The organism is Pseudomonas sp. MYb541 (genome assembly GCF_037479595.1).
GTDB classification, from domain to species: Bacteria; Pseudomonadota; Gammaproteobacteria; order Pseudomonadales; family Pseudomonadaceae; genus Aquipseudomonas; species Aquipseudomonas canadensis.
Map to the genome: position 1 here is coordinate 94,538 of NZ_JBBGYS010000011.1, position 22,379 is coordinate 116,916.

A 22,379-nucleotide genomic window follows, 5' to 3' on the forward strand; every position below is an offset into this window, starting at 1 on the left:
CCATTTGGTTGCCAATCATCATAGCGGCTTCCCCCTTTATCAGGAGCAAGACCATGAAGATTGGCGTGATTGGAGCCGGTTTTATCGGGCGCGCCGTGGCACAGCGGGCACTGGCGGCCGGGCATGAAGTGATGTTGAGCAACTCTCGCGGCCCGCAGACCATGAGCAGCGTGGTAAGTGGCATACGCGGCGTCAAAGTGGGCAGCGCAGAAGATGCCGCACAGTTTGGTGACGTGGTGCTGGTGGCGATTCCGTTTGAACACTACCGAAAAGTCCCGGCGCAGTGGCTGGCAGGCAAGACCTTGCTCGACGCCAACAACTACTACCCGGAGCGCGATGGTCATTTCCCCGCGCTGGATCGATTTGAAACCACCACCAGCCGACTGCTCGCCGAACACTTCACCCACTCAAAGGTGATCAAAGTGTTCAACGCGATTTTCGCCGCGGACATTACCGATCATGCTCGCCCCCACGGCGCACCTGACCGTCGCGCATTGCCGGTGGCCGGCGACGACGCTGTCGCCAAAGCGCAGGTGATCACCCTGCTCGACGAGCTGGGCTTTGACGCCGTCGATGCCGGCAGCCTGGATGAAAGCTGGCGGTTCGAGCGGGCCAAGCCCGCGTATTGCGTGCCGCTGGACCAGCCCGGGCTGAAGGCGGCCCTGGCCGCGGCCGAGCGTACGGTCGAACTGCCGCCGGTCGACCGCGAGCACACCCGCGCTTAAACACCGTCCCACAAAAAAGCCCGCTGACCGTTACCGGTTCAGCGGGCTTTGTGCATCAGCCTGGCTTACAGCGCCAGATCAGACGCCGGCTTGCTCGGCTCAGCCGAGGGCTTGGCAGCCTCGGTGGCCTTGGGTGCAGCCATTTGCGGAATCACAGGCGGCGTAGGCAGTTGCAGGACTTCGGCGGTGTAGGCCCATTCCTTCGCAACTGCTTCAGGGCTGTCGTTCAGCTTGGTGCCGTAGCTCGGTACGATCTGGTGCAGTTTGGTCTGCCACTCAGGGGTCGCGACCTTGTCCTTGAAGACTTTCTGCAGCACGGTCAGCATGATCGGAGCCGCGGTGGACGCGCCCGGCGATGCACCCAACAGGCCCGCGATGGTGTTGTCGGCGGAGCTGACCACTTCAGTGCCGAGTTTCAGGACACCGCCCTGCTCCTCGTCACGCTTGATGATCTGCACGCGCTGACCGGCTTGCCACAGGCGCCAGTCGGATTGCTTGGCGTTCGGGAAGTACTCTTGCAGCGCCTTGAAGCGGTCGTCGTCCGACAGCATCAGTTGGCCGGCAAGGTACTCGACCAGTGGGTATTCACGAATACCGACTTTGGTCATTGGCCAGATGTTGTGGGTGGTGGTGCTGGTCAGCAGGTCCAGGTACGAGCCTTCTTTCAGGAACTTGGTCGAGAAGGTCGCGAATGGGCCAAACAGGATCACGCGCTTACCATCCAGCACGCGGGTGTCCAGGTGCGGAACCGACATCGGTGGCGCGCCAACCGAAGCCTTGCCGTAGGCCTTGGCCAGGTGTTGCTCGGCAACGGTTGGGTTATCGGTCACCAGGAACGAACCACCTACCGGGAAGCCAGCGTATTCCTTGGCTTCAGGAATGCCCGACTTCTGCAGCAGGTGCAGTGCACCGCCGCCGGCGCCGATGAACACGAACTTGGCGTCGGTTTCGGTCTTGGTGCCGTCTTTCAGGTTTTTGTAGCTCACACGCCACGAACCGTCGGCGTTCTTGGTGATGTCCTGCACTTCGCTCGACAGTTTCAGGTCGAACTTAGGCGTGGTCTGCAGGTGAGCGACGAACTGGCGGGTGATCTCGCCGAAGTTCATGTCGGTCCCCAGCGGGCTCCAGGTGGCCGCGATTTTCTGGTTCGGGTCACGCCCTTCCATCATCAGCGGAACCCACTTGGCGATCTGCGCCGGGTCTTCGGAGTACTGCATGCCAGCGAACAGCGGGCTGGCCTTCAGGGCTTCGTAGCGTTTTTTCAGGAACTTGATGTTGTCATCGCCCCACACGAAGCTCATGTGCGGTGTGGTGTTGATGAACGAACGCGGGTCCTTCAGCACACCCTGGCGGACCTGCCAGGACCAGAATTGACGGGAAATCTGGAACGCTTCGTTGATCTCGACCGCTTTCGGGATCTCAACGTTGCCGTTCTTGTCTTCCGGGGTGTAGTTCAGCTCGGCCAGGGCCGAGTGACCAGTACCGGCGTTGTTCCAGCCGTTGGAGCTTTCTTCGGCCACGCCATCGAGGCGCTCGACCATCTCCATCGACCAGCCCGGCTCCAGCTCATTGAGCCAGACACCCAGGGTCGCACTCATGATGCCGCCGCCAATCAGCAGCACATCGACTTTCTTTGCCTCTTCCGCGTGAACGGAGCTGATCCCCAGCGACAAAGCCAGCCCCAGCAGGGCAGTGTTTACTTTTTTAAACATCAGTAGCACCTATGATAAAACGCCATCCGCCCTACCGTCCCTGATCATGGGCAACCCTCCATCACGCTGCGCCAGGCAACGCACCGCGGGGTTTGCACATTCACTCGGGGACCGCAGGGTGGGCACACAAGGCCGACGTATCGACCTCACTTTTATGTCCCTTCTGCGCTGACTTCTTATCATTATTGGCTTCAGCTACCTGGGCGACAGCCAATCGCTGGGACGTATACGGATGTACGCACCAGAGAGAGACTAGACCAAGACGGCGCGCAGAATATCACGGCAAACAGCGTTTATGCGCCGTTTGGCCAATTGACAGCTCTAAATCGCGGCTTTTAACACGTCGATGTCAAGCCTGGCAGGCGCGACGTGGGGTCACAGGCCAGGAACTCTCACGCAAAAGGCTGTTCTAGACACCTTTGTCGCTGCTTGCGTAGCATCGGCGGCTCTCCTTCGTGCAATCCATCCCAATAGAGTTACCCATGACTATCCAGCAAACACCCGGGCACGTGCTGCCTGCGCGCAGCGCCGCCAAAATGGAAGCGGCCATGGCCGTGGGCGCCTTCGCGATCGGTACTGGCGAATTTGCCATCATGGGGCTGATGCCCGACATCGCGCAGAACCTGAACCTCAGTGAGCCTCAGGTCGGCCACGCCATCAGCGCCTACGCCCTGGGCGTGATGGTGGGCGCGCCACTGCTGGCCATTCTTGGCGCCAAGCTGCTACGCAAACACATGTTGTTGCTGCTGATGGGCCTGTACGCCTTGGGCAACCTGGCCACCGCCTTCACCCCGACCTTCGGCTCACTGGTGGCCTTCCGCTTCATCAGCGGCCTGCCCCACGGCGCCTACTTCGGCATCGCCGCAGTCGTGGCCTCCAGCATGGTGCCCAACGACAAACGCGCAGGCGCCGTAGCCCGCGTGATGATGGGCCTGACCCTGGCCATGCTGCTCGGCAACCCCATCGCCACCTTCCTCGGCCAACACCTGGGCTGGCGCTCGGCGTTTGCACTGGTCAGCGTGATTGCCTTGTGCACCATTGCCCTAGTCTGGCAGTTCGTGCCGGATCGCCACGACGAACCGCGCAGCGACCCGCGCAAGGAATTGCGTGCGTTCACCAAACCGCAGGTGTGGATGGCGCTGTCCATCGGCGCCATTGGGTTTGCCGGGATGTTCTGCGTGTTCAGCTATTTGGCGCCGACCATGCTGGAAGTGACCAAAGTGTCGCCACAGTGGATTCCGTTTGGTCTGGCGGCGTTCGGTGTCGGCGGGATTATCGGCAACATTGCGGGCGGCAAGTTGTTCGACCGCCTGAAATTTCGGGCGGTGGGCTGGATTATGGTGTGGTCGATGGCCGTGCTGATCTTCTTCACCTTCGCTGCCAGCTCACTGTGGAGCGTGCTGCTGGGCATTGGCCTGGTCGGCACCATGATTGCCATGGCTGCGCCGCTGCAAATCCGCCTGATGGATATTGCCCATGAAGCGCCGAGTTTGGCGGCGGCCTCCAACCATGCGGCGTTTAACCTGGCAAATGCGCTGGGCCCGTGGTTGGGTGGGATGGCGATTACGGCGGGGTATGGGTGGACGAGCACCGGCTACATTGGCGCCGCTACCGCGTTGGTCGGCCTGGGCATCTACCTCATCGCCCGGCGGATGAAGGGCGGCCACTGACATTTCCCGCCCCAACTTAAGTTCCAATGTGGGAGGGGGCTTGCCCCCGATGGCGGCGGGCCAGTCAACACACCTCTGACGGCCCCACCACCCCATCAATCATCATGCAACAACCCCGACCCATACTCCCCATAACTACTTCCCAGCCCACTGCCGCCAAAATTCATCTTGGCGGTTTTGCTGGGGGTATGGTCACCAAACGCCTGGCATCCGCCTGAAAAACAAGGGTCGCTGCTCACGCCGGAAGAACCCGACGAACAGGCACTCAACAGCAACGTGCCAGCAATCATCACGACTTTAACGAGGTTCGAGATCATGTTTTCAGTTCCCTGTGGACGGGAGGCGTGGAGGTCCTCTCTTGGAGAGGATCGTAGGCCTCAAAAGCGCCGGGAATGATGAAACTTTGCGGCGTGACAGGATGGGTTCAGGTTGCCGCCTTGGGGTAAGGCGGCGGGGTTGGGTGTCAGGCGGCAGGTGCGACGTGTTCCTGGGCTCGGTTGACGAGTAAAGCGCTCAGGTCGATGAGTTGTTGGATGCCAAGGACGATGGCGCGATGCGGGTCTTCGAGATCAAAAGCCAGGGTGGCGGCCATTTGGTTCGCGGATGCGAGGTTTTCGGCGGCGTTGGCCAGGAGGATTTCGGTGTCGATGTTGGGGCTGACGGAGAACAGGTTACTGCTTGGCTTTTCGTTGGTGGTAGCGGCGTCAGGTTGGGGCAGGTAGTGATGAATAGCGCGTTGGGCGGCAGCTTGAAACCGGGTATCGACAGGTGCAGCGTTTGAAGCGTCTGGCGGGTTAGGTGTGACTTTGTACATGGCGAAGCTCCTTTAGCGTTTCAGGAACTGCCTATCTCACTTCCACATGAGGGTGGCAGCTGTACGCAGGTGTGGAAGACCAGGGCTAAAGGACCCGGCGCACCGAAGTGCCCCGCGCACAGCCGCCATAAGCAATCATACAGACGAAAAAAAACGCCGGTAGGTGTTTATGGGCGATTGAGCGCCTTCAGCTTGGCGGACTTCCACATCCGGCCGCTGCGTTGGCAGCGGTTTGAGGAGGTTAGCTATGGGAGGTCTGAGGGGCAAGCTGAGAAAAGCGTGGGAAATATCCCAGAGATTTTCGTAATCTGGCCTTAATGTACCGAAGGTAGGCACAGACGTAACCTAAGTGAAATCATGATTGCCTATTTTGATCTATTAACTGGTCATCTATCCAAAGCATTCCTGACGGAGGCTTCAAGTCCGTGCTAAATTCGAAAAATATCACTGACAAGGAAGATTCGATGAAAGGGAATATTCTTGGAGATATTCGTGCAGAACATGATGCAAAAATGCTCGAAGCATCTTTTTGGCCAACTACCGATTATAAGTCCTTATTAGAATCACACGATAGATGCATAGTGGTTGGTCGTCGCGGGACAGGAAAAAGCGCGCTTGTCTACATGCTTTCGAAACATTGGCACAGCAAGCCTAAAACTCACGCACTGACCATTACGCCTGTAGAAGAACAAATAATTGGATTAAGAGATATTGTATCTCTATTCGGCGAAAACTACCTTCACATCAAGGCTGGGGCCAAGCTAGCTTGGCGCTACGCAATCTATATGGAAGTTCTTTCCGAGATCAGCAGCCACTACAAACTACAAAGTAATTTAACTTGTCCTACAGCACTAAAACACCTAACCCTTTGGGGGACAAAGCGGCAAAACATAAGCGGCAAAATAAGAAAAAAATTACTTAGTATTTTGGATCATACCAAGGACCATACTCCCGCCCGTCGAATATCAGAACTGTCAGATGCATTTGAATTAGATGATCTAGAGGATGCAATACTAGAATCACTTAATAAAAATAAATTTCAATTCGTAATTTTCGCTGACAAACTAGATGAAGGATACACTCCGGACGACTTAGGTGTAGCAATCGTCGACGGCTTCATTCAATCAATAATAGATATAAAACAAACTTTAAAGGAAAAAGTTATAGCCTTTGCTTTTGTGAGGGATAATATTCATCGAGCAATATCAAAAATGGATCCGGACTTTACGAGAAATATTGAAGGACAGGTGCTGAGGCTACACTGGGACGAATACAATCTTTTCAATCTAGTATGCAATAGAATTCGATCAGCATTCGACTCAAAAATCGAAAATAATACTCGATTATGGAATGCATATACTGCAAGCACTCTTCAGTCGAACACCGGATTTCGGGAAGCACTGAAACTTACACTATACAGACCACGGGACATACTTGTATTACTCAACGACGCGTTTCTTCGTGCCTTCGTTCAAGGCCGTGAAAAAATTATAATTGACGACATAAATGCCACCGCTAACACAATCTCTCAAAATCGCTTAAACGACTTACTTAAAGAGTATGAGACTGTATTTCCAGCACTGGATATATTTACCTCACTATTCTCAAACAAAAAACCCGACTACCAAGTAATGGAAGCTGCAAAAATAATAACAAAAACATTAACCAGCCCATCACTTGAAAGCAAGGTAAAGCAGCAAGATGTCCTTCTTTTAGACGGCCCCATCCAAGTTATTCAGCGTCTTTACAGTATCGGTTTTCTTGGCCTATACAACTCCCAGTCTTCTTCATATGTATTTTGTCATGATGGAAAAGAGCCAGAAAAAGACTTTTCAGAAGGCTCAAAAATCCTCATACACCCTTGCTACTGGCTTGCACTGAGTGTACAAGAATTCGATATTGACAGCCAAGCCGCAGAAGATATTCACGACGAGTATGATATTGAGGTTAGTTCTGTATCAGAGGAGCAGCGCAAGCAACGTATTGGATCATTATTGAAAGATTTAAGTGAAATCCCAGAAGGTGCAGCAGGAGCGGTAGATTTTGAAGCTTGGGCTTTAAAAGCTGTTAAAATACTTTTCGCAACCAACTTAGCAAATATAGAATTACATCCAAATAAAAACGCACTACAACAAAGAGACATTATTGCAACAAATCTCGCCGACTCCAGCGTCTGGTCACGCATACTGACAGACTACCAGACTAGGCAAGTTATATTTGAAATAAAAAACTATCGCGACCTTACTGCAACTGATTACAGACAGGTAAATGGTTACTTATACAAAGACTACGGGAGATTAGCCTTCATAATAAATAGAGACTTTAACGACAATCTAGAAAAACATCGCGAACTTCAATGGGCCAAAGAAATTTATGACAACCACAATAAAATAATCATAAAAATCTCACACAAATTTCTTGAACGCCACCTATCTAAAATGCGTAGCCTACAAAAACACGACGAAGCGAACAAACAACTTAGCAAGCTAATAGATTTATATATTCGTACGTACCTCACACACAAATCCAGATAAGACATGCTAGACATCTACCCCCCCATAAAACATACACATCGTGTATAGGGGTCAGATATAGGGGTCAGACCATGATATCCCAGCGCCACGGTGAAAGAGGAGCAGCGAACGAATCACTTCCAGATACAACCCTCGACGACCTGACGATTCAAGCTAACACACTAAGATGTAAGATGCCCCACAAGCTCGCACCATCGAGGCCACCATGACGGGAATATCCTTAGACCTGCCCGACTCTCTCACTCATTTGCTCAAAACCGAAAACCAGACTGCGACCCACCAGGCAGTGGACATTCTTCGCGACTATTTTGAGCACGAAAAAAAGCTGACCGATCAGATCGAACTGGCAGTAAAAGAAGCCGATCAAGGCAAATTCGCCATCGATGACCAAGTAGCTACGATGCGCGCTAGACGCTGGAGCCTGAATGCAGGTTGAGTCTCCCATGCCCCTTCAAACCGATCCCCTATCTCGCCGTTTCTCCGTTGCCCCCATGATGGTATGGAAGTAGTGAACAAACGAGACGGATTTATTTAAAATTGAAACCAGATCATTAGGCGTAAAATAAATCTGTCCCGCTTACCTCGCCAACTAAACATGAGCCACAACAACTTACTCCGAATTTTGCAAACACTCTTCAAAAAAATGCGGAGAAGCTTATTCCCTCAGAGGAAAAATCAAGCCAATCGGTAACCACAACCTCAAGCGATCATTGCCTCAATATCCTCACGATGAATTGTCTTTTGGACTCTCAACCTTAACTTATGACTAAGCAGTACGGCTTTTTTTAATCGCTGGACCGCAGTAGAGTCCAGAGGACACTTAGTGCAAATAACGTAACCCAACTTTACATCTTTTGCACTCTTAGTAAGAGCACCTATAGTTTCACAAATCTGATCCACCGCATGTTTAATATCAGACCCTTTTAGCTCTATATATATCTCCCTACCACTATCAGTATCAACCAGCAACCAATCACATTTAATACCATCAACTATCAAACACCCATCTACCTGATGCCGCTCAAGATTTCTGCGCCCTTTATTTAAAACTTGAAAAACCGATTTTTGTTCTTCAAATGTTAAAATTGGATTTTTTGTTGGGACAATGCAGTGCGCAGTCATTACTCAGCCCCCTCCGAATGCTGCTCCAACTCCATTTCAAGATCAATCAACGTCTCAAAGCGCTGTGCAAAATGTTCGGAGACATTATCTATCGCACTTGCGTCTATCAACCTCATTCCGTGGTCCATTATTTCTTTCACAACTCCCTTATCAACAAAATAGGCAGTGACATCCTGAAACCTAACCACCTGCTCAGGCGGAACAACGCTAAACAACTTGTCAAACTGTTCTTTCTCGCTTGATTTCGCTAAAACATTACCAGCCTGAATAAGATTATTAAAAGCCGTCAAAATGTATGGACTATGAGTAGTAATGGTGTAACTACCCAAACCATCACGAGCATTATATGCAGAGGCAATTAATGAAACTATTTGCCCCTGCGCAATAGGAAACAAGTGCGCCTCGGGCTCTTCAACTATAAAACTTCTTGTAAAGCTAGGCCCTACAGCATAAGGCCAAGTCGACAGAACCATGGCCATAGGTAGAACCTCCTGCTGGCCAGAACTTGAGTTTGAAAGATTAACCCTACCTTGCGGACTAACAATCCAATCCTGCCCTTTCTCAGAAAGATAGCTACCACAAATCAAATCGTTGACAATCTTCTCTACACTTTTAGGCCGCTTAGATATGGAAAACTCTAAAAAACCTCGTTCTCGAGTTCTTTCGTATATTGCACCAAACTCTTTTAAAAAATGATCTATCGGTATACTAGAAGATATAAACGAAAATACGTTTTTTTGCAAATTTGCAAAAAAAGACCTTCCCGCAGGAATATAAAATACCTGCTCTAGCTTTTTATCTGGCGCATCCGCATATAGCGACGAAACGATCGCATCTCGCAATTCTCTAATAGCGTTAGACCTAATCTTGTAAAGATACTTCCCATCCCCATCCTCTGAGGACATTGCTTTTTTATAAATTTTTCTAGCCAAAGACAAGGACTTTAGTACACTTTCAGAATACTTTACACACCACTTATACTGGGAATTTACTTTCCCATGAGAAATCGAAATACTGTAACTACCGCACGTATACGATATATTAAAATTTGACTTCTCCCAACCATATCTCGGAAAAATACTTTCAAACTTAGCTCTCAAGTCAGCATCAAACTGGCGCTTAGACTTCTCATCGATGCCGGCCTCCTGCAGCGCTACAGGAACCTCTTTAAAATAGCTAATCAGCTTAGATATTAAACTCTTCCCTTTAGCCTGTGGACCAATAAATATATTAATTCTTTTTAGATTAACTTCGGCCTTTTTTATAGATAGAAAATCTTCAATTATCAGCTTTTCCATTACGAACTCGTCCCTTTCGTGGATTCCCTATGAGCTAGGTGCTGCTAGGTTAATCATATGATGATGGCCTTTCAATAGCGCATAGCTTTTTTTACGCATCACGCCAAATCTCAGCAACAAGAAAGATTAATTTGCTTCGTACGGCACCAATAGAACACGGCTAGCCATGCTCTCCTCTTCCATCCCTGCTATTCTGCTGCCCTTCGATTTATGTAATTTAAATTCCAATGCAGCTAAACTCAGCACCGCCGCAGGCACTCTCCCGCCGCTTCTCCGTCGCCCCGATGATGGACTGGACCGACCGCCACTGCCGGTTCTTCCTGCGCCTGCTCTCCAAGCACGCCCTGCTCTACACCGAGATGGTCACCACCGGCGCAATCCTGCACGGCGACCACGACCGTTTCCTGCGCCACAACGAAGCCGAGCATCCACTTGCGCTGCAACTGGGCGGTAGTGTTCCGGCTGATTTGGCGGCTTGTGCCCGCATGGCCGAAACCGCCGGTTACGACGAAGTAAACCTGAACGTCGGCTGCCCAAGCGACCGCGTACAAAACAACATGATCGGCGCAATCCTGATGGCGCACCCAGCCCTGGTTGCCGATTGTGTGAAGGCCATGCGTGACGCGGTATCGATCCCGGTGACGGTAAAGCACCGTATCGGCATCAATGGCCGGGACAGCTACGCCGAGTTGTGTGATTTCGTCGGAACCGTGAAGGACGCAGGGTGCACCAGTTTTACCGTGCACGCGCGGATTGCGATTCTGGAGGGGTTGTCGCCGAAGGAGAACCGCGACATTCCGCCGTTGCGTTATGACGTGGCAGCGCAGTTGAAGCGGGATTTCCCTGAGCTGGAGTTTATTCTCAACGGCGGGATCAAGACGCTGGAGCAGTGCCATGAGCATTTGCAGACGTTTGATGGGGTGATGTTGGGCCGGGAGGCTTATCACAATCCGTATTTGCTGGCGGAGGTGGATCAGCAGTTGTTTGGCAGTGAGGCGCCGGTGATCAGTCGGGCGGAGGCGTTGGTGCAGTTGCGGCCTTATATTGCACAGCATTTGGCGACCGGCGGTTCGATGCACCATATCACTCGGCATATTCTGGGGCTGGGTACCGGTTTTCCGGGGGCGCGCAAGTTCAGGCAGTTGTTGTCGGTGGATATTCATAAGGCGAGTGATCCTTTGGCATTGCTGGATCAGGCGGGGGCTTTGCTGGAGGGGCGATGAGGGTCAGTTGATATAGGGGGCGGTCGGGCTGCCGTCATCGCTGGCAAGCCAGCTCCTACAGTAGATCGAGTCGCCAGTAGCAGTTGGGTTGAACCTGCCAGCCGTTTTGCCCTCCTATTGAGCAGTACGGCCGGTCTTTCAAACGGCTGTTTTCAGGTTGTTGCCCTCGCAAACGATCGAACGCATTTGCGCCCTTGAGCGCCTGCCAGCGCTCGGGTAATGTCATCAGACCCACAGGACAGAGCACGCCCATGACTTCCAAGCTGGAACAACTCAAGCAATTCACCACTGTTGTTGCCGATACCGGCGATTTTTCCACCCTCGCCAAGCTCAAGCCGCAAGACGCCACCACCAACCCTTCCCTGCTGCTCAAGGCTGCGTCAATTCCGGGCTATGCCAAGCTGCTGGATGAGGCCGTGCAAGACTGCAACGGTGACGTGGGCCTGGCCAGCGACCGTTTTGCGGTGGCGGTGGGTCAAGAGATTCTCAAAGTGGTGCCAGGCCGTATCTCCACCGAGGTAGATGCCCGCCTTTCGTTCGACGAAGCCGCTATTCTCAAGCGCGCACACCGCCTGATCGAGCTGTACGACAAAGCCGGCGTTGGCCGTGATCGCGTGCTGATCAAGATCGCTTCCACCTGGGAAGGTATCCGCGCTGCCGAGAAGCTGGAAAAAGAAGGTATCCAGACCAACCTGACCTTGCTGTTCTCCTTCGCCCAGGCTGTGGCTTGTGCAGAAGCCGGCGTGTTCCTGATCTCGCCGTTCGTGGGCCGTATCTACGATTGGTACAAAAAGGCCAACGGCAACGACTACACCGGTGCTGAAGACCCGGGCGTGCAGTCGGTGACGCGCATCTACAACTACTACAAGGCCAATGGCTACAAGACCGTGGTGATGGGGGCGAGCTTCCGTAACCTGAGCCAGATCGAAGAGCTGGCGGGCTGTGATCGCCTGACCATCAGCCCGGACCTGCTGGAGAAGCTGGCAGCGGATGAAGGCAAGCTGGAGCGCAAGCTGTCGCCAGGCCATGCCGGTGAAGCCCGTGTGCACCTGACTGAAGCGCAGTTCCGCTGGGAGTCCAACGAGGACGCGATGGCGACTGAGAAGCTGGCGGAAGGGATTCGTCAGTTTGCTCGCGACCAAGAGAAGTTGGAGGCGTTGCTGACTGCCAAGCTGTAAAAGGCAGCGACTGCAAAAAGGGCGGAACCTGTGAGGGTTCCGCCCTTTTTTATGCTGCCTGGACTGTCGCCATCGCTGGCAAGCCAGCTCCTACACAGGGGGCGTGGTTCGTCAGTGGCGTTCGAGGGCGTTGACGAGGTCGTGGAAGGCTTCGCGGTTGGACTCGTTGAGGCCCATCAGGATCTTGTGCGCTTCCAGCACCTTGACGCGAACGACTTCTTCGGACTGGTCTTGCGAAGGCAGGTCGGTTAGGCATTCCGGGCACGGAATCGGGCGGTCAACGATGTTGAACACCTGGTCGAAGCCCATGGACTGCAACAGACGGGTGATGTCTTCGTGGGTGGTGACCACAGTCGGCAACAGGCCAACCTTCTGCCGAGACAGAATGGACAACTTGGCCAACAGGCCCAGGGTGGTGCTATCGATGCTGCGGGTTTCGGTCAGATCGATCACGATCGCCGAGAAGTTCAGCGCTGTGAAGATCCGCTCAATCGTCGCATCCAGCGCCGAACACAAGGTCAGGCGCACTTCACCGACAAATTTCAGGACGAAGGTCCCGTCTTGCTCGGCGAATTGGATTCTTCCGGTACTCATCAAAGATTCCTGCTCAACACCAATAGGGCGATATCATCCGGCATCTCCCCTAGCGTGGCCAATCCAAAAACCTGCCGCAGGCCATCCAGGCTGCCGCCCGCCGACTTGACCTTTTGGGGCAAGGCGGCTTCTTTCTCTTTGAGTGTAGGCTCTGGAAGCAGGTCCAGGATGCCGTCTGACATCAGCGTTAGGCTGAACGTCGGCGGCAGTTCCAGGATATGGTCTTCGTAGGTGGCTTCATTGAACAAGCCTACCGGCAGACCACGGCCTTCCAGGTAACGCACACTGTCTGGAGTGTATAAAACCGGCATCGGCAGGTGACCGCCGATGCTGTAGGTCAAAAGACCGGTTTCTTCATCAATCACGCCGCCGACCATCGTCACGTGCTTGCCCAGCTTGCAGCTGATCAGGCCCCGGTTGATGTGGCCCAGCACCTCGGAGGGGGTAAACTCCGGCAAGGTGCCATTACGCTTGGATTCGAACAGCAGCCGTGTGGTCATGAACTTCAACAACACGGTAACAAAAGCAGAGGAAGCACCGTGGCCGGAGACGTCGGCCAGGTAGAACGCCACACGTCGCTCATCCACGCGGAAATAGTCGACAAAATCGCCCGACAGGTACAGCGACGGGATGATCTGGTGGGCAAACTGGAAGTCGTCGATGGTCCAGGGGCTGACCGGCAGCATGTTCATCTGCACCTGGCGACCGGCGTTCTGGTCTTCCTGGAGCAGGTTGAGGCTGGCTTCGAGTTCGCGGTTGGCGGTTTCGAGCTTTTCACGGTAGCGCTGGTTTTCCACCAGCAGGCGTGCACGATCCAGGGCGCGGCGCACCGAGTGCTCCAGCACCGCCAGATCTTCCAGGGGTTTGATCAGATAGTCGGCGGCGCCCAGGCGCAGAGCTTCGACGGCATCGTTCATCACCCCGGCGCCCGACACGACAATCACCGGCGTCTGCGGGGCGAGCTCAGTCACCTGGCGAATCAGCTCCAGGCCGCCCATCTGGGGCATGCGCAGGTCGCAGATCACAAGGTCGGGCTGGTCGCGCTCGAATACCTGGAGACCCTGTTGGCCATTACTGGCCTGCAGGACGCTGAAGCCACTGTCTTCCAAATAGGCCGCGAGGCTCGCGCGCACTACTTCGTCGTCATCGATTATCAGCAGCGTGGCACTGGTTTTTTGCATGTGGGCAAACGGCGCCAGAATTAGGTTGGCGTAGGTGGCGCGACAATGGCCGGGCTCACGTACTGGATTCGCTTTCTAGCCTCTCTGTCCTACAAAGCATAGGGATTTTTCCCATGCACAAAGGTAAAGCAGAGGTGCCCTTCTAAGGCGCAGACGGTACTCCCATCCGTCAGGGGTTTCAAGCTCATGCCGATGGTCGCCGGGCGTCTTTACACCGCAAATCACCGGGAGTTATAAGAACAGGCACGACCACAACACAAAGTAAGGATGGAGCCCATGAGCGAACACGAGCGCGACTACGCCGAAAAACGCGATTTCATCCGCATGCGTGTGGATGCCGATGTGTCTCTGATCCATGCCGGGCAAGAGATTGCCGGGGTTTGCGTGGACCTTTCCAGCTCCGGCATGCAAGTGCAGGCGCCGCGCCAGTTCAACGTAGGCGACCGGTTGACGGTGCGCATCGATTCAGAGCACGCGGCGCTCAAGGGCCTGGAGGCGGACACCGAGGTGGTATGGACCAAAACCAGCGGTGACGACCAGCACCTGGGCCTCAAGATCCTGAAAATGCGCTGAAAACCGCGCACAAAAAAGGCGACCGTAAGGGTCGCCTTTTTCATTTCAAAACGTCACAGCTTAAAAGTCGTCGACGACCTTGCCGTCCTTGACCTTGAACTCGCGGTTCTGCAGGTAAGCGTTACGAATGAAGGTGTACTTGTCGCCGGTGATCAGCTTCTCGCTGTCGAGCAGGCTGGCACGGGTGTCAACGATATTCAGGCCGAAGGTGCTGTTGCGCCAGCCGATGTCGTTCATGTAGCGGTACGGTTGGGTGTAGCTGTCCACGTACTTGGACGGCGCATCACGCAAGGTGCTCGGGCCCAGTAAAGGCAGCATTACGTATGGACCGCTGCCTACGCCCCAGTAGCCGAGGGTCTGGCCGAAGTCTTCATCGCTGCGCTGCAGCCCCATTTTGGTGCCGACATCGATAAAGCCCAGCACGCCGAACGTGGTGTTGACCAGCAAACGGGCCGTGTCTACACCGGCCTTTTCGGGCTTGAGCTGCAGCACATTGTTGGCCAGGTTGCCCACATCACCGATGTTGCGGAAGAAGTTGTGAACGCCATCCTGAACGAATTGCGGGGTCACGAACTGATAACCCTGGGCCAGTGGCTTGAGGGCATAGGTATCAACGGTGTCGTTGAAGGTGAAGATCGGGCGGTTGACGCTTTCCCATGGATCGTCTTCCGATGCAGCCTGTGCAGCGAAAGGCGCCAGCAGGACAGTGGCACACACCGACAGCTGAGCGAAGTAGTGGCTCCAGCGCATAGCTTTTGCTCCTTGAATGGTCTGTCATGGGCGCTATGCCCTGAATAAGGCCGTCAGTATATGACGGAAGTCGCCAATTAGGCAGCAACTAGGAAACGTCAGACCAAAAATGGACAAAATTCCTACAATTAACAATCCTGTCATCGACTTGTCATCCTGACCCGATAGCGTTGGCGCTATTTCAGGGATGTCGACATGCCTCACGCCGAGATAGCCATCGCCAGCGCTCCTGCGTTGACTGCCGTTCTGTTTGGCCTGAGTGGCTGCCTGGTGGACTTCGGTTCCCGTGCCCGCACCGACTCACCCTCACCGGACTCCCAAGCCACACCAGGCGCGCTGAAAATCCTGCGCAGCCTCCAAGACCAAGGCGTCCCTTGCGCCTGGCTGGATGAACTCCCCCCCGCCGTCACCACCCCGCTGGCCGCCACCCTGCCTGCGTGGGTCAAGGCGACATCACCCTCCTCCATTCGCTGGCCCGCGCCCCACGCCTGCTGGCAAGCCTTGATGGAACTCAACATCGAACGCCTGGAAGGCTGCGTCTTGGTCAGTTTGGAACCGCGCCTGCTGCAATCCGGGCTCAATGCCGGTTTGTGGACCATCGGGCTGGCCTCCTGCGGCTCGCTGTGCGGCATGGCGCCCGAACAATGGCAGGCGCTGAGCGAACAGGAGCGCGAGCTCAAGCGCGGCAAGGCCACCCTCGCGCTGTACGGGCTGGGCGTGCACTCGGTGATCGATCACCTGGGCGAACTCGGCACCTGCCTGGCCGACATCAGCCTGCGCCAGCTCAAAGGCGAGAAGCCCTGACACGGATCATGCACAGTCGACGCCAGTGGATTAATCTACAGGTCAGCCCGTAGACCTTTCTCGGCGTGCCGCGGTCTATGCCAGTGCCTATCGATAAAAGGAAACACGTCATGCCTGATCGCAAAAAACTGGAAGAACAGGTCGAAATCCTGCGCGGGCAGTTGGAACAGGAACCGCCGCTGTCGGAAGAAAAACGTGAAGCGCTGGAGGCCTTGATTGCCAAGTTTGAATTGCAACTCGAACTTGAGCCGGCCACTCAAACACCCAGTATTTCCGACGATGTCAATCAAGCGGCCATCGAGTTCGATGCTGAGCACCCGGTTATTTCCGGGACATTGCGCAATATCATGAACACGCTGGGCAGCATGGGGATCTAATCCAGTCCCCCGGCCAGCACAGAAGCAAAATGTGGGAGCTGGCTTGCCTGCGATAGCGATCATTAAGTCATCCATCAGGTGACTGATACACCGCCATCGCAGGCAAGCCAGCTCCCACATTTGATTTGCGTGATAGCTACTGGCGAGCCAGCCGCACATTCTGGAACGCCATATCCTCAGTGCTGCGATACGGGTTGATATCCAACCCACCCCGCCGCACATACCGCGCATACACCGTCAACGTCTCCGGCTTCAGCAAGCGCTGCAAGTCCAGGAAGATGCGTTCCACGCACTGTTCATGGAAGTCCGAGTGCTGGCGAAAGCTCACGATGTACTCCAGCAGACTGGCGTGATCCAACGCGTGACCACGGTATTGCACCACCACACTGCCCCAGTCCGGCTGGCTGGTCACCGGGCAGTTGGATTTGAGCAGGTGGCTGTGCACGCTCTCCTCGACAACGCGCGAGTTATCGCAACGCAGCAGCTCCGGGCGCGGGTGCTCGTAGTTGCTGACGCTGATATCCAAATCATCGATGCAAACGCCCGGCAGCGCCATCACGCCTTCGGCCTCGATCTCGGCCAGGCTGCGGATACGCACGCTCACAGGCGCACCGGCGGCAGCGCTGAGGTCGGCGCGCAAAGTGGCTTCCAGGCTGGCCGCATCGGCAAAAGCGGTCTGGTTCAGCGAATTGAGGTACAGCTTGAACGACTTGGACTCGATGATGTTCGGCGAGTCGGCCGGGATGCTGAACTCACCGATGGCCACCACCGGCTTGCCGGACGGCAGCAGCCAGGACAATTCGAAGCAGTTCCAGAAATCCACGCCATTGTAAGGCAGGGTCTCGGCGCTCAGGCCCAGCTCGGCCCATTTGGCGGCACGTGGGATCGGGAACAGCAACGACGGTGTATAGGTGGAAATGTATTCACTGGACTTGCCCAGCGGCGAATGTTCGGCTGCGGGATGCATGGCGGAAACCTGGCTAAATAAACCGCGCCAGTCTACCAGCCTTTGCCCCCGTGCCTAAACGCCAGCGGATCAATCGACGTTGAGCTTGCCGACCATGCCCGCCTGGTAATGCCCCGGAAGGTTGCAGGCAAACTCCAGGCCCGTGGCCTTAGTGAACGTCCAGGTCAGCTCGGCGGTTTTGCCCGGCTCAACCAATACGCTATTGGGATCATCGTGTTTCATCGCACCGTGCCCCATGGCAGCGTGGTCCATCTTGCCCATACCGGTGGCAGTGAGCATGCCGCTGGCCTGCATCTGCAGCATTTCCTTCTGGTGTTCGGCATGCATCGCCGCGTCGCCCAAGTTGAACTCATGGAGCAATTGGCCCTTGTTCACCAGCACAAAGCGCACCGTCTCACCGGCCTTTACGTCCAGGGACTTGGGCGAAAAGGAAATATCCTGCAACGTCACTTCCACGGTACGCGAGGCTTTGCTCGCCGGCGCCGCCTCGCCGAAGGCATAGGTGTGGGCAGCATCGGCCATCGCATCAAAACTCAACGCCAACAGGCAACCCGCCAACAACAGGGGTGTACGCAACGCCATCGGTCTTCTCCAGAAATATAGGAACAGCTTGGGCAGCACTCTAAGATTGCGCCGCTGCCAGCTAGCTGACTGCTAGATTACAACTTTGTCAGGTTGCTCCCCTGCCCTGGCACTCAAGGTATAAAGCCGTCGTCCACCGTTGCCAAGAGCCGCCCATGAAACTGCTGATCGTCGAAGACCAACCCAAAACCGGCCACTACCTGCGCCAGGGCCTGGCCGAGGCGGGCTTTACCACCGAACTGGTGGCCGACGGCACCAGCGGCCAGCACCTCGCGTTGACCGGCGACTACGACCTGTTGATCCTCGACGTGATGCTGCCGGGCCGCGACGGTTGGCAGATCCTCCAGGCGGTGCGCAATGCCGGCATGGACATTCCGGTGCTGTTCCTCACCGCCCGCGACGCCGTGGAAGACCGCGTGCATGGCCTGGAGCTGGGCGCCGACGATTATCTGGTCAAGCCCTTCGCGTTTTCCGAATTATTAGCCCGCGTGCGCACCCTACTGCGCCGTGGCAGCAGCACACCGCAGGAAACCGCGTTGCAACTGGCCGATCTGCGCCTGGACCTGATCCGCCGCCGCGTCGAACGGGACGGCCAGCGCATCGACCTGACCGCCAAGGAGTTCTCCCTGCTGGAACTGCTGCTGCGCCGCCAAGGCGAAGTGCTGCCCAAATCACTGATCGCCTCCCAGGTGTGGGACATGAACTTTGACAGCGACACCAACATCATCGAAGTGGCGATCCGCCGCCTGCGTCTGAAAGTCGACGACAACTTCCCCAATAAGCTGATCCACACCGTACGCGGCATGGGTTATGTGCTGGAGGAGCGCGTCAATTGATCAAACGCCTGTCCCTGGCCAGCCGCCTGGCGCTGCTGTTTGCCGCCTGCACCGCGGTGGTGTCGCTGATCGCCGGTGTGCTGTTCAATCGCGCGAGCGAGGCGCACTTCATTGAGCTGGACCAGCAACAACTCGACAGCAAGCTGGTGGCGCTGCGCAGCACCTTACAGGGCGTCGACTCGCCGGAGGCCTTCGCCCGGCGTGAAGCGCAATTGCGCACCGAACTCAGTCGCCAGCCCGACCTTACCCTGCGCATCACCGCCGCCGGCCAACGCTGGCTGGACGATGCGCCAAGCGTGACCTTGCCCGACGCGCCCGGCCTGCACAGCCTGCAAAACGCCGACACCGACTACCGGGTCTACAACGCGCCGTTGAGGGCAGGCCAACCCGACTCGCCGCAACTGAGCCTGATGCTCGACATTACTCACCATCAGCACTTTTTGCAGCGCATGCAGCACCTGATCTGGCTCACCGTGGGCCTGTCAGCCCTGGCGACCGCCCTGCTCGGCGCCTGGGCCGCCCGCAGCGGGTTGCGGCCACTGCGACGCATGGGCGAAGTGGCCGCCAGTGTGTCGGCCCACTCCTTGACCCAACGTTTGCCTCAGCAGGAAATGCCCACGGAACTGGCCGACCTGGCCCAGGCCTTCAACGCCATGCTCGGACGACTGGACGACGCCTTCCAGCGCCTTTCGGCGTTTTCCGCCGACATCGCCCATGAACTACGCACGCCCCTGTCAAACCTGCTGACCCAGACCCAGGTCATCCTTACCCAGCCGCGCCCGCTGGAGGATTACCGCGAGGCATTGCACAGCAACCTGGAAGAGCTGCAATGGATGGCACAACTGGTCAATGACATGTTGTACCTGGCCAAGGCGGATCACGGCCTGCTGATGCCCAAGCGCGAAACCTTGGCGCTGGCGGATGAAGTGGACGCGCTACTGGAGTTTTTTGCACTGCTGGCGGAAGACGGACAGGTCAGCCTGGTTCGAGAGGGCGCGGCCATTACGGCGGGTGATCGCGGGATGCTGCGCCGGGCCTTGTCAAACTTGCTGGATAACGCGTTGCGGTTTACTCCGCCGGGTGGCGAAGTGCGTGTGCGGATAGAGGATGGGGTGAGGCTTTCAGTGGAGAACACCGGGGATGGTATTGCAGCGGAGTTGCTGCCGAGGTTGTTTGACCGGTTCTACCGAGCGGACCCTGCGCGCCATGAAGGCAGCAGTGAGCATGCGGGATTGGGACTGGCGATTACCCAGTCGATTGTGCGGGCGCATGGGGGGAGGATTTATGGTGAATCTGAGGCGGGGTGGACCCGGTTTGTGATCGAGTTACCTAAGAGGGATTGATGCAGGCTGGGCCGGCCCCATCGCAGGCAAGCCAGCTCCCACATTGGAATGTATCCACAGATCAACCTGTGGGAGCTGGCTTGCCTGCGATGGCGGCCAGAAGGCTTACGAATATCTCAGGGCATGCGCCGGCTCAATTTTCGCCGCCCGATACGCCGGGTACAGCGTCGCCAGAAAGCTCAACACAAACCCGGCCGTGCAGATCAGCAGCACATCCCCACCCTGCAGCTCCGAAGGCAGGTTGCTGACGAAGTACACGTCCGAACTGAAGATATGCTGCCCGGTGACCCGCTCGACCCAGCCCACCAGCTCACTCACGTTCAGCGCGGCAATCACGCCCAATACGCCGCCGATCAAGGTGCCGACGATACCGATCACCGTGCCCTGCACCATGAAGATCGCCATGATCTGTCGAGGCGTCGCGCCGATGGTGCGCAAAATCGCGATATCCGCGCCCTTGTCGTTCACCACCATGATCAAGGTGGCGATGATGTTGAACGCGGCCACGGCGACGATCATCAGCAACAACAGGCCGATCATGGTCTTTTCCATCTTCATCGCGCTGAACAGGCTGCCCTGGGTGTGGGTCCAGTCGTCAGGCTTGTAGGCAGTGCCCAGGCTGGCGGCGATGTCCGACGAGACCTTGGGGGCCGCGTACAAGTCTTTCACCGCCAGGCGCACGCTTTGTACTTGGTTCGGCTGCCAATGCTGGATCTCTGCGGCGTCGGCCATGTGGATCATCGCCATGGAGCCATCCAGCTCGGCACCGACCTTGAAAATGCCCACCACGTTCAAGCGTTGCATGCGCGGGGTGATACCGCCCGGTGCAGTGCTGATTTCCGGCACGATCAGGGTCACTTTATCGCCCACATTCAGGCGAAAGCGCCGGGCGGTGATGTCGCCGATGACCACGCCAAACTCGCCGGGTTTCAGGTCTTCCAGACTGCCGCGCACGATGTGCTGGGCCACGATCGACACCTTGCCTTCCTGCGCCGGGTCGATGCCGCTGATCTCAATCGGCTGCATGGCGCCCTTGTAGGAGAACATGCCGTCCATCTGCGTGAAAGGTACGGCGGCAGTCACTTCCGGATTCTTCATCGCGGCAGCAGCCACCGGCTGCCAATCGTCAATCGGGTTCACGCCGACGATGGTGGCGTGAGGCACCATGCCAAGGATGCGCGAGCTCATTTCGCGCTGGAAGCCGTTCATCACCGACAACACCACGATCATCGCCAACACGCCCAGGGCGAGGCCGATCATCGAGGTCATCGAGATAAACGAGACAAAACGGTTGCGGCGCTTGGCGCGGGTATAGCGCGTGCCGATGAAAATCGATAACGGTCTGAACATTCGCGGGCACCGTTGAAAAAATGAAAAAGCCCGGCGCTTGAAACACCGGGCTTGAAACGGGTCAGATGGCGACCAGATGACCTTCCTGCAGGTGCAGCACGCGGTCCATCTGGCGGGCCATGCTCATGTCATGGGTCACGACGAGGAACGCAGTGCGCATCTGGGTGCTCAGTTCCAGCATCAAGTCCTTGATGCCCTGGGCGGTGTGGGAGTCGAGGTTGCCGGTCGGCTCATCGAGCATCACCAGCCCTGGGTTGTTCACCAAAGCGCGGGCGATGGCCACACGCTGGCGCTCGCCGCCGGACAATTCAGCCGGTTTATGCTCCAGGCGATGGCCGAGGCCGACGCGCTCCAGCAGTGCTTTAGCGCGCTGGCGGGCTTCCGGGATCGCGGTCTTGCCGATCAGCAGCGGCATGCACACGTTTTCCAGGGCGGTGAACTCCGGCAACAGGTGGTGGAACTGGTATACAAAACCCAGCGAACGGTTGCGCAACTGGCCGCGAGCCTTTTCACCGAGGGCCGACAGTTCTTCACCGGCCAGCCACACGCTGCCCTGGGACGGGGTATCAAGGCCGCCCAGCAGGTTCAGCAAGGTACTTTTGCCGGAACCGGAACTGCCGACGATCGCCACGCGCTCGCCCGGGTGCAGCTCAAGTTGCAGGTTGGACAGCACCACCACCGACTCCGGGCCTTCCTCGTAGGATTTGCCCAGGTCGCGGCAGCTCAGGATTGCTTTTTCACTCATG

23 protein-coding genes are annotated in these 22,379 nt (G+C 56.1%); 11 read left to right on the plus strand and 12 right to left on the minus strand.

Annotated elements, in window-relative coordinates:
* Nucleotides 1-53 precede the first annotated feature (53 nt).
* Entirely contained in the window at nt 54-725 is a 672-nt protein-coding gene (locus tag WH299_RS09295; RefSeq protein ID WP_028619443.1) for an NADPH-dependent F420 reductase, read from the plus strand.
* A 65-nt stretch (nt 726-790) separates the two neighbouring features.
* Here WH299_RS09295 and mqo read toward each other — a convergent pair whose 3' ends face one another.
* Nucleotides 791-2,437, minus strand: a complete 1,647-nt coding sequence (gene mqo / locus WH299_RS09300) for a malate dehydrogenase (quinone) (RefSeq protein WP_123476286.1) — start codon at nt 2,435-2,437, stop codon at nt 791-793.
* Between the two features lie 482 nt (nt 2,438-2,919).
* On the opposite strand from mqo, the gene WH299_RS09305 reads away from it, so the two are divergent.
* Nucleotides 2,920-4,107, plus strand: coding sequence for an MFS transporter (locus WH299_RS09305; protein WP_339550111.1), 1,188 nt, complete (start codon nt 2,920-2,922; stop codon nt 4,105-4,107).
* Between the two features lie 95 nt (nt 4,108-4,202).
* Here the strand turns inward: WH299_RS09305 and WH299_RS09310 are convergent, their stop codons facing one another.
* Together WH299_RS09310 and WH299_RS09315 are read right to left on the minus strand one after the other, a co-directional pair.
* Nucleotides 4,203-4,424 carry a hypothetical protein gene (locus WH299_RS09310; protein ID WP_122725025.1) on the minus strand — a complete coding sequence of 74 codons (222 nt, stop codon included), beginning with the start codon at nt 4,422-4,424 and terminating at the stop codon, nt 4,203-4,205.
* Between the two features lie 146 nt (nt 4,425-4,570).
* Complete coding sequence (locus WH299_RS09315; RefSeq protein WP_339550112.1) at nt 4,571-4,921, minus strand: DUF6124 family protein; 351 nt, start codon at nt 4,919-4,921, stop codon at nt 4,571-4,573.
* Nucleotides 4,922-5,385: 464 nt separating this feature from the next.
* On the opposite strand from WH299_RS09315, the gene WH299_RS09320 reads away from it, so the two are divergent.
* Nucleotides 5,386-7,455 (plus strand): P-loop ATPase, Sll1717 family, encoded by a 2,070-nt coding sequence (locus tag WH299_RS09320; RefSeq protein ID WP_339550113.1) that lies wholly within the window; start codon nt 5,386-5,388, stop codon nt 7,453-7,455.
* Nucleotides 7,456-7,660: 205 nt separating this feature from the next.
* The gene (locus tag WH299_RS09325; protein ID WP_339550115.1) at nt 7,661-7,891 is read left to right on the plus strand and encodes a CopG family transcriptional regulator; all 231 of its coding nucleotides are present in this window, start codon (nt 7,661-7,663) and stop codon (nt 7,889-7,891) included.
* A gap of 263 nt (nt 7,892-8,154) precedes the next feature.
* On the opposite strand, the gene WH299_RS09330 is transcribed toward WH299_RS09325, so the two are convergent.
* Together WH299_RS09330 and WH299_RS09335 are read right to left on the minus strand one after the other, a co-directional pair.
* Nucleotides 8,155-8,577 carry a hypothetical protein gene (locus WH299_RS09330; RefSeq protein ID WP_339550116.1) on the minus strand — a complete coding sequence of 141 codons (423 nt, stop codon included), beginning with the start codon at nt 8,575-8,577 and terminating at the stop codon, nt 8,155-8,157.
* On the minus strand, nt 8,577-9,875 hold the full coding sequence (locus WH299_RS09335; protein ID WP_339550118.1) for an AAA family ATPase: 1,299 nt from the start codon (nt 9,873-9,875) through the stop codon (nt 8,577-8,579). The genes WH299_RS09330 and WH299_RS09335 overlap by 1 nt, the downstream gene beginning before the upstream one ends.
* Nucleotides 9,876-10,102: 227 nt before the next feature.
* On the opposite strand from WH299_RS09335, the gene dusA reads away from it, so the two are divergent.
* Nucleotides 10,103-11,098 carry a tRNA dihydrouridine(20/20a) synthase DusA gene (dusA, locus tag WH299_RS09340; RefSeq protein WP_339550119.1) on the plus strand — a complete coding sequence of 332 codons (996 nt, stop codon included), beginning with the start codon at nt 10,103-10,105 and terminating at the stop codon, nt 11,096-11,098.
* A 251-nt stretch (nt 11,099-11,349) separates the two neighbouring features.
* Nucleotides 11,350-12,276, plus strand: coding sequence for a transaldolase (gene tal, locus WH299_RS09345; protein ID WP_016975287.1), 927 nt, complete (start codon nt 11,350-11,352; stop codon nt 12,274-12,276).
* 111 nt (nt 12,277-12,387) lie between these two features.
* Here the strand turns inward: tal and rssC are convergent, their stop codons facing one another.
* Together rssC and rssB are read right to left on the minus strand one after the other, a co-directional pair.
* Nucleotides 12,388-12,870, minus strand: a complete 483-nt coding sequence (gene rssC / locus WH299_RS09350) for an anti-sigma factor antagonist RssC (protein ID WP_003172602.1) — start codon at nt 12,868-12,870, stop codon at nt 12,388-12,390.
* Complete coding sequence (gene rssB, locus WH299_RS09355) at nt 12,870-14,051, minus strand: two-component system response regulator RssB (protein ID WP_016975286.1); 1,182 nt, start codon at nt 14,049-14,051, stop codon at nt 12,870-12,872. The genes rssC and rssB overlap by 1 nt, the downstream gene beginning before the upstream one ends.
* A gap of 276 nt (nt 14,052-14,327) precedes the next feature.
* On the opposite strand from rssB, the gene WH299_RS09360 reads away from it, so the two are divergent.
* Nucleotides 14,328-14,624: a PilZ domain-containing protein gene (locus tag WH299_RS09360; RefSeq protein WP_028619436.1), complete on the plus strand. Its 297-nt coding sequence runs from the start codon at nt 14,328-14,330 to the stop codon at nt 14,622-14,624.
* 60 nt (nt 14,625-14,684) lie between these two features.
* On the opposite strand, the gene WH299_RS09365 is transcribed toward WH299_RS09360, so the two are convergent.
* A complete protein-coding gene (locus WH299_RS09365) occupies nt 14,685-15,374 on the minus strand; it encodes an MlaA family lipoprotein (RefSeq protein WP_068936084.1) in 690 nt (229 codons plus the stop codon).
* 195 nt (nt 15,375-15,569) lie between these two features.
* On the opposite strand from WH299_RS09365, the gene WH299_RS09370 reads away from it, so the two are divergent.
* Both WH299_RS09370 and WH299_RS09375 read left to right on the plus strand, forming a co-directional pair.
* The gene (locus tag WH299_RS09370) at nt 15,570-16,178 is read left to right on the plus strand and encodes an HAD family phosphatase (protein ID WP_339550121.1); all 609 of its coding nucleotides are present in this window, start codon (nt 15,570-15,572) and stop codon (nt 16,176-16,178) included.
* 110 nt (nt 16,179-16,288) lie between these two features.
* Complete coding sequence (locus WH299_RS09375; RefSeq protein WP_034102566.1) at nt 16,289-16,555, plus strand: DUF4404 family protein; 267 nt, start codon at nt 16,289-16,291, stop codon at nt 16,553-16,555.
* Nucleotides 16,556-16,691: 136 nt separating this feature from the next.
* On the opposite strand, the gene queF is transcribed toward WH299_RS09375, so the two are convergent.
* Complete coding sequence (gene queF / locus WH299_RS09380; RefSeq protein ID WP_339550122.1) at nt 16,692-17,522, minus strand: NADPH-dependent 7-cyano-7-deazaguanine reductase QueF; 831 nt, start codon at nt 17,520-17,522, stop codon at nt 16,692-16,694.
* Between the two features lie 69 nt (nt 17,523-17,591).
* Nucleotides 17,592-18,104, minus strand: coding sequence for a copper-resistant cuproprotein CopI (gene copI, locus WH299_RS09385; protein WP_339550123.1), 513 nt, complete (start codon nt 18,102-18,104; stop codon nt 17,592-17,594).
* Nucleotides 18,105-18,259: 155 nt separating this feature from the next.
* Between copI and WH299_RS09390 the strand changes: the two genes are divergently transcribed.
* Both WH299_RS09390 and WH299_RS09395 read left to right on the plus strand, forming a co-directional pair.
* Nucleotides 18,260-18,940, plus strand: coding sequence for a heavy metal response regulator transcription factor (locus tag WH299_RS09390; protein ID WP_339550124.1), 681 nt, complete (start codon nt 18,260-18,262; stop codon nt 18,938-18,940).
* Nucleotides 18,937-20,283 carry a heavy metal sensor histidine kinase gene (locus WH299_RS09395; protein ID WP_123476302.1) on the plus strand — a complete coding sequence of 449 codons (1,347 nt, stop codon included), beginning with the start codon at nt 18,937-18,939 and terminating at the stop codon, nt 20,281-20,283. The genes WH299_RS09390 and WH299_RS09395 overlap by 4 nt, the downstream gene beginning before the upstream one ends.
* 105 nt (nt 20,284-20,388) lie before the next feature.
* Here WH299_RS09395 and WH299_RS09400 read toward each other — a convergent pair whose 3' ends face one another.
* On the minus strand, nt 20,389-21,633 hold the full coding sequence (locus WH299_RS09400; protein WP_016975278.1) for a lipoprotein-releasing ABC transporter permease subunit: 1,245 nt from the start codon (nt 21,631-21,633) through the stop codon (nt 20,389-20,391).
* Nucleotides 21,634-21,694: 61 nt separating this feature from the next.
* Nucleotides 21,695-22,378, minus strand: a complete 684-nt coding sequence (gene lolD, locus WH299_RS09405; protein ID WP_020372622.1) for a lipoprotein-releasing ABC transporter ATP-binding protein LolD — start codon at nt 22,376-22,378, stop codon at nt 21,695-21,697.
* Between the last annotated feature and the right edge of the window lies 1 nt (nt 22,379).